The following is a 5309-nucleotide window of genomic DNA, read 5'->3' as shown; positions in this document are numbered from 1 at the left end:
CCTGATAAAAGATTGGCTCAATCGATCACTTGTTTAGATTTCAAAGATTGACTAATTAGTTTAACAGTGTTAATTTAAAAAACATGCTTTCTTTGAAGCGGAAATTGAATTATATAGAAAACATGCTTAAACAAACATAAAATTTGTCTAAGCATGTTGAATTTTATTGAAGAAGAGATTTTAAGGATAAATTTTCATTAAAGATCAAATCTTGCGTTCTTTTATTGTATTTAAAAATAGTTACGTATTTGCCGCCGTTTTCTTTAAATAGTCCGCCGTTTACGAGCATGGCATTTATCCCCTCTTTTTCCTCGCCGCTGCCGAACATAAACTCTCCTGGCGTCGTATCAAGCTCGATTTTACCGCTAAAATTTATAGCAGTCGGGATATTTTCAAGCAGATTTTGAGTATCTATGCCGTCCGGATCGATAGAAATCTCAAAATTTGAGACATAACTCTTACCTGCCGCATTTTTAAAATTAAAATTTTCAAAGGTAAGCTTTGGCGCTCTTTTTATAAATTTATCAAGCGCTTGCATTATCGCCGCAAGCTGAGCTTCAGGCTCTCCCTTTGCATTAATAATATCCTCAAACGCACCTTTATCTAAATTTGCAAATTTCGTTTTGATCAAAAAGTCTTTAAATTCATATTTTCCATATTTTATCTTCTCTATCGTGCTCGTATCATCCTGCGTTAGAGTATCGCTTAGCACGGTTAGCTTGGAGTTGCTCGTTATCTTTCCGATTTGCAGAGCCTCGGCACCCGAAATCACGTCTATGCCACCAAGCTCAAATTTATAAGTGCTATTTACGAGCGCTTTAGAGATCATTTTCGGCTCGATCGGAGTTTCGTACTTCACGTCGTAGTCGATATTTTTTATCTTTATAGCGACGCCTTGTTTGCTAGCAAAGTCTATGAAGTCATTTACAAAAGTAGCTCCGGTTATTTTCTTTTCGCCGTTTAAATCAAAATTTAAAAACGATTTGGCCAGATTTAGCTTATTACCGTCTTGTTCTTTTTGCACTCCGACTAGCTCAAAGACAAATTTTTTATCTCCGCCCGAAGCGCCGTCCGCGTGAAATTTGATAGGTCTTGTAGTATCAAATATCTCTTTTATGAAATTTTTATACGGATCGTTTAAAAACTCGGCATCGCCCGCAACCTCAAATTTACCTAGCAAACTGTCAAAGCCGTGCGATATATTCATGTCGATTTTTATCGCCAGATCCTCGGGCGCGCCGTACTCTTCGCCAAGAGAAATGATTTCGTTTATGTAACCTTTAGACAAAACTACGTCATAGTTTGCGTGCGATTTTAGCAGACCGCCCTCAAATACGCTGTTTTTGACCTCCATACCGCTTGCTTTGATTAGATTCAAAGCCTCGTTATATTTTTCCTCCACCTTGTTTGCGTTAAATTTTAGCCCGCCAAAAACCACTGCGGCTATAATCACCAATACAATCAGTACCTTTTTCATTCCGACCTTCCTTTCTTTTTCGTCGCTTGTTGTAGATATACCCAGATGAGAGTCAGTAGCGAAAACATCGCAACCGGCATCAGCCAGCCGTTTTCGCCCATAAAATCCCACGCCCGCTCAAACGCCTCTCCGGCATAAAAGCTGCCAAGCCCTAGCAAGACCGCCCAAACTACGGCGCTAACAATGTTTATGACGCTAAATTTAGCAAATGAATACTTCGTAAGCCCGATAGCAAGAGGCACTAGAGTCTTTAGTCCGTAGATAAATTTTTTGAAAAATATTATTTTATTTCCGTGCTGCTTGAATAAAATTTGAGAAAAGGCAAGCTTGCGTTTATGTTTTGCTAGATACGGCATCACGGCCGCACGGTTATACCTGCTGACGTAAAAAAGCAAAGTATCGCCAATAGCGTTGGCGGCGGCTGCTAGCACGATACTTACGGTTATGTCCATCTTGCCTAGATGAGCTAGCACGCCAGCTGCGATGATAGCAACCATGCCTCCTCCAAGCGAATATAAAAATACTATCACGTACCCGTAGGTCGATAGCGAGGTTAGCATCTCTTGCAAATTTGGCCTTTAGTATTTTGAGATAGCGCCCATTAGCGCGTTATATCCATAGCTATCCATCCTTAGAGGCGCGTCGTTAGTTTTAGCTAGCACCGCTCCGCCAAAGCTCGCCCCTGCAAAAAACCCGTCGTTGTCCGTATATGCGTAGATATCGCTCGTAAAGCTAAAATCGCTCACTTTTCCGTAAAATTTACCCGTATCGGCAAATGCAAACGATGCGTCGGCGTTTATCGTGATTTTAGCGTCTTTTATATCGGCTACGAGGCTATCTTTTAGGATAAAAAGCACTAGCGAGCTATTTTCGTAACCCACCTGCAGCCCGATACTGCCGCCGCTGATATCCACGACCATCATTTCGCTCGGCGCGTACGGGTTTCCAACAAGCATCACACCCTTGCCGTGCATACCGCCCAGAACGAAGCCGACCTTAGTAATACTTGGAAAAACAACGACCGCTTTTGCGTTTTGAAGCAAAGCCTTAACCGGCGCGTCTGCGTTTTTACGCATTGTCGTCGTAAAAGAATTTGAAGCGTTTAGCACGAGCTCATCGTTTGCCACTAGAGCCAAAACGCAAAAAATCGCTAGTAAAATTTTTCTCATTTTCTACCTAAATTTGACCTATTTCGCCATTTCTATAGCTCTAGTTTCGCGAATCACGTTTACTTTGATCTCGCCCGGATACTGCACCTTACTCTCGATCTCTGCGGCGATTTCTTTAGCTACGAGCACCGCTTCGTCGTCGTTGATGAGCTTGGCGTTTGCGATGACGCGAATCTCGCGGCCCGCGTTTATCGCATAGGCTTGCTTGATGCCTTCTTTACTTTTTGCGATGTTTTCTATCTCTTCGACGCGTTTTAGGAAGCTCTCTAACACCTCTCTGCGCGCTCCGGGGCGAGCCGCGCTCAGAGCGTCCGCAGCGCAAACGGCGGCGCTTTCTACGCTTGTAGCCTCCTCGTGTCCGTGATGGGCGTAGATGGCGTTTATGACAACGGGGTGTTCTTTGTAGCGTTTGCAAATTTCGGCGCCCAGATCGACGTGGCTACCCTCAAATTCATGTGTCAAAGCCTTGCCGATATCGTGCAGCAAGCCCGCTCTTTTGGCTAGCTTTTCGTCTCCGCCCGTTTCAGCGGCGATGATGCCGGCTAGATGGGCCACCTCAAGGCTGTGCGCGAGAGCGTTTTGTCCGTAGCTGGCTCTAAATTTTAGCTTACCGATTAGTTTCATTATCTCGGGATGGATTTTGCTAAGGCCTAGGTCGATGACGATATTTTCGCCCTCCTCTAGGATCGAGGCTTCAAATTCTTCGCACACTTTTTTGTGTAGATCCTCTATCCTTGCTGGCTGTATGCGGCCGTCTTGCACTAAAAGCTCTATCACGCGCGTAGCAATCGCTCTTCGGTAGAGGTTAAAGCTGCTTAGCGTGATAGCGTGCGGCATATCGTCGATGATGATATCTACGCCGAGCACCATTTCCAGAGTCTTGATATTGCGCCCTTCTTTGCCGATTATGCGGCCTTTTAGCTCGTCATTTTTGATATCTACGACGTTTATCAGACGTTCGGCGGCAAACTCACCCGCAAACCTAGACGTAGCCTGCGCCAGGATGTAGTTCACGCGTTTTTTAGCCTCGCGTTTGGCCTCTTCTTCGTGTTTTCGCACGATGTGAGCGATCTCGGCGCGGCTTTTTTCCTCTACTTTTTTTAGCACCTCTTCACGCGCCTCTTCTTGCGTGAGACCGGCGGCATGTTCGAGTACTTTTAGCGCCTCTTGCAGCTTAGCCTGATAGCTTGCTTTTAGCCCGATTCCTTCCTCGTAGACGCTTTTTGCTTCATTTCGGGATTTTTCTAGTTCAGCCTTGCTTTCGTTTAAAATTTCTTGCTCGTTTAGCAGAGTTTGCTCTTTTTTACCGATCTCTTCAAATTTTTGAGTGTATTCTTTTTGCAGTTTTACGGTTTTGTCGTCGTATTTTTTCTTGGCTTCAAATTCAGCCTCTTGGACTTGTATTTTAGCGTCTTTTAGAGTACGCTCAGCCTCAAATTCTATCGCTTTAGCCTTTGCTTTGGCCTGCTCTAAAAATATATTGTAGTTCGCGTCGTTGATTTTTTTAGCAATGAGATAGCCTGCGCCAACGCCCGCCGCACCTGCTCCTAAGCCGATTAAAATTTCTATCATAGATTCCTCTTTTTACGTAAATTTTGCTCGGGGTCAGGTAAAAATCACAAGTAGCGTCGTGATCTTCGGATATGATTTCATTTGTAAAATTGTCTAAAATTTCAACGAATATCAAGGTAGGTCGATAGGGCAAATTTGCAAAAAATCTATCATAAAAACCCTTACCGTGTCCTATTCGCGCCATATTTCCGTCCACCCCGAGAGTCGGAACTATAGCTACGTCTATACGCTTTTTAAATATCTTGGTACTTAGTGGCTCTTTTACGCCAAATTTCGTCCGAGATACAAGCGGTAGCCTGGATTTTACCATTTCTAAACTAATACCAAGCATAAACGGAACGAAAATCTCATACTTTTTGGCTAGTTCGCGCCTCAAAATGTAGAAATTTGGCTCATAGGAAAGGGGATTAAATATCAAAATCCGTTTCGCTTTAAGCTCGGTTAGCAAATTTAAAAGCGGCTTAAACATCTTGTAATGTTTTGCCCGCGCCGAAATTTGAACCTCTTTTTTTAAAATCCGTTTGGCGTCGCGCCTAAAATCTTCTTTTGTCAAATTTAACGCTCGTTTCATAAATTTTATGTATAATTTCTTCCAAATTTCAAAATAGGAAAAATATGAAAAAAACTCTTCTGATTATACCATTTTTAGCTCTATTTTTAGGCGGCTGCGGCGATGAAAACAAAAGCGAAGCAGGCCAGACTAAAACGAGCGAAGCAAGCCAGAGCGTTTCCGTTCCGAGTCAAAGCGCAAACCTAGAAGCGCCTTTTGATCTAACGCTAATGGACGAGAGCAAGATGACTCTGCAAAAATTCGACAAAGGCTTTAAAGTCGAGGGCAACGACGAGGCGATTTTGTTTAATTTTTTCGCCACCTGGTGTCCGCCGTGCAAGGCCGAAATACCGCATCTAAATAATCTAAACGATAAATTTAAAGGCAAGCTAAAAATCGTAAGCGTACTAATGGAAGATAAATCAAAGGATGAAATAGACGCGTTTATGAAAAAATATAAGATAAATTTCGACGTCGCTTACGGCGAGGGTAATTATCGATTTGCTAAGGCTCTTGGCGGCGTGGTAGGCATACCCTACAT

The 5309-nt window shown here is 43.2% G+C and carries 6 protein-coding genes; 1 reads left to right on the top strand and 5 read right to left on the bottom strand.

Annotation, left to right across the window (positions count from 1 at the left end; all coding sequences use genetic code 11):
• Positions 1-163: 163 nt before the first annotated feature.
• The 5 genes from RYL88_RS11265 to RYL88_RS11245 are packed head-to-tail and all read right to left on the bottom strand — an operon-like array spanning position 164 to position 4789.
• Positions 164-1477 carry a DUF945 family protein gene (locus RYL88_RS11265; protein ID WP_314991361.1) on the bottom strand — a complete coding sequence of 438 codons (1314 nt, stop codon included), beginning with the start codon at positions 1475-1477 and terminating at the stop codon, positions 164-166.
• The gene (locus RYL88_RS11260; RefSeq protein ID WP_314991359.1) at positions 1474-2046 is read right to left on the bottom strand and encodes a DedA family protein; all 573 of its coding nucleotides are present in this window, start codon (positions 2044-2046) and stop codon (positions 1474-1476) included. The genes RYL88_RS11265 and RYL88_RS11260 overlap by 4 nt, the downstream gene beginning before the upstream one ends.
• Positions 2047-2055: 9 nt before the next feature.
• Complete coding sequence (locus tag RYL88_RS11255; RefSeq protein WP_314991357.1) at positions 2056-2646, bottom strand: lipid-binding SYLF domain-containing protein; 591 nt, start codon at positions 2644-2646, stop codon at positions 2056-2058.
• An 18-nt stretch (positions 2647-2664) separates the two neighbouring features.
• Positions 2665-4218, bottom strand: a complete 1554-nt coding sequence (rny, locus tag RYL88_RS11250) for a ribonuclease Y (RefSeq protein ID WP_314991355.1) — start codon at positions 4216-4218, stop codon at positions 2665-2667.
• Positions 4151-4789, bottom strand: a complete 639-nt coding sequence (locus RYL88_RS11245; protein WP_314991353.1) for a 5-formyltetrahydrofolate cyclo-ligase — start codon at positions 4787-4789, stop codon at positions 4151-4153. Before RYL88_RS11245 ends, rny begins: the two co-directional genes overlap by 68 nt.
• A gap of 44 nt (positions 4790-4833) precedes the next feature.
• Between RYL88_RS11245 and RYL88_RS11240 the strand changes: the two genes are divergently transcribed.
• A partial coding sequence (locus RYL88_RS11240; RefSeq protein WP_314991351.1) for a TlpA disulfide reductase family protein occupies positions 4834-5309 on the top strand: 476 nt, incomplete at its 3' end.

The organism is uncultured Campylobacter sp. (assembly GCF_963517995.1).
Taxonomy (GTDB): Bacteria; Campylobacterota; Campylobacteria; order Campylobacterales; family Campylobacteraceae; genus Campylobacter_A.
The sequence above is the reverse complement of the archived record's forward strand: the minus strand, read 5'-3'. Positions and strand labels throughout refer to the sequence as shown.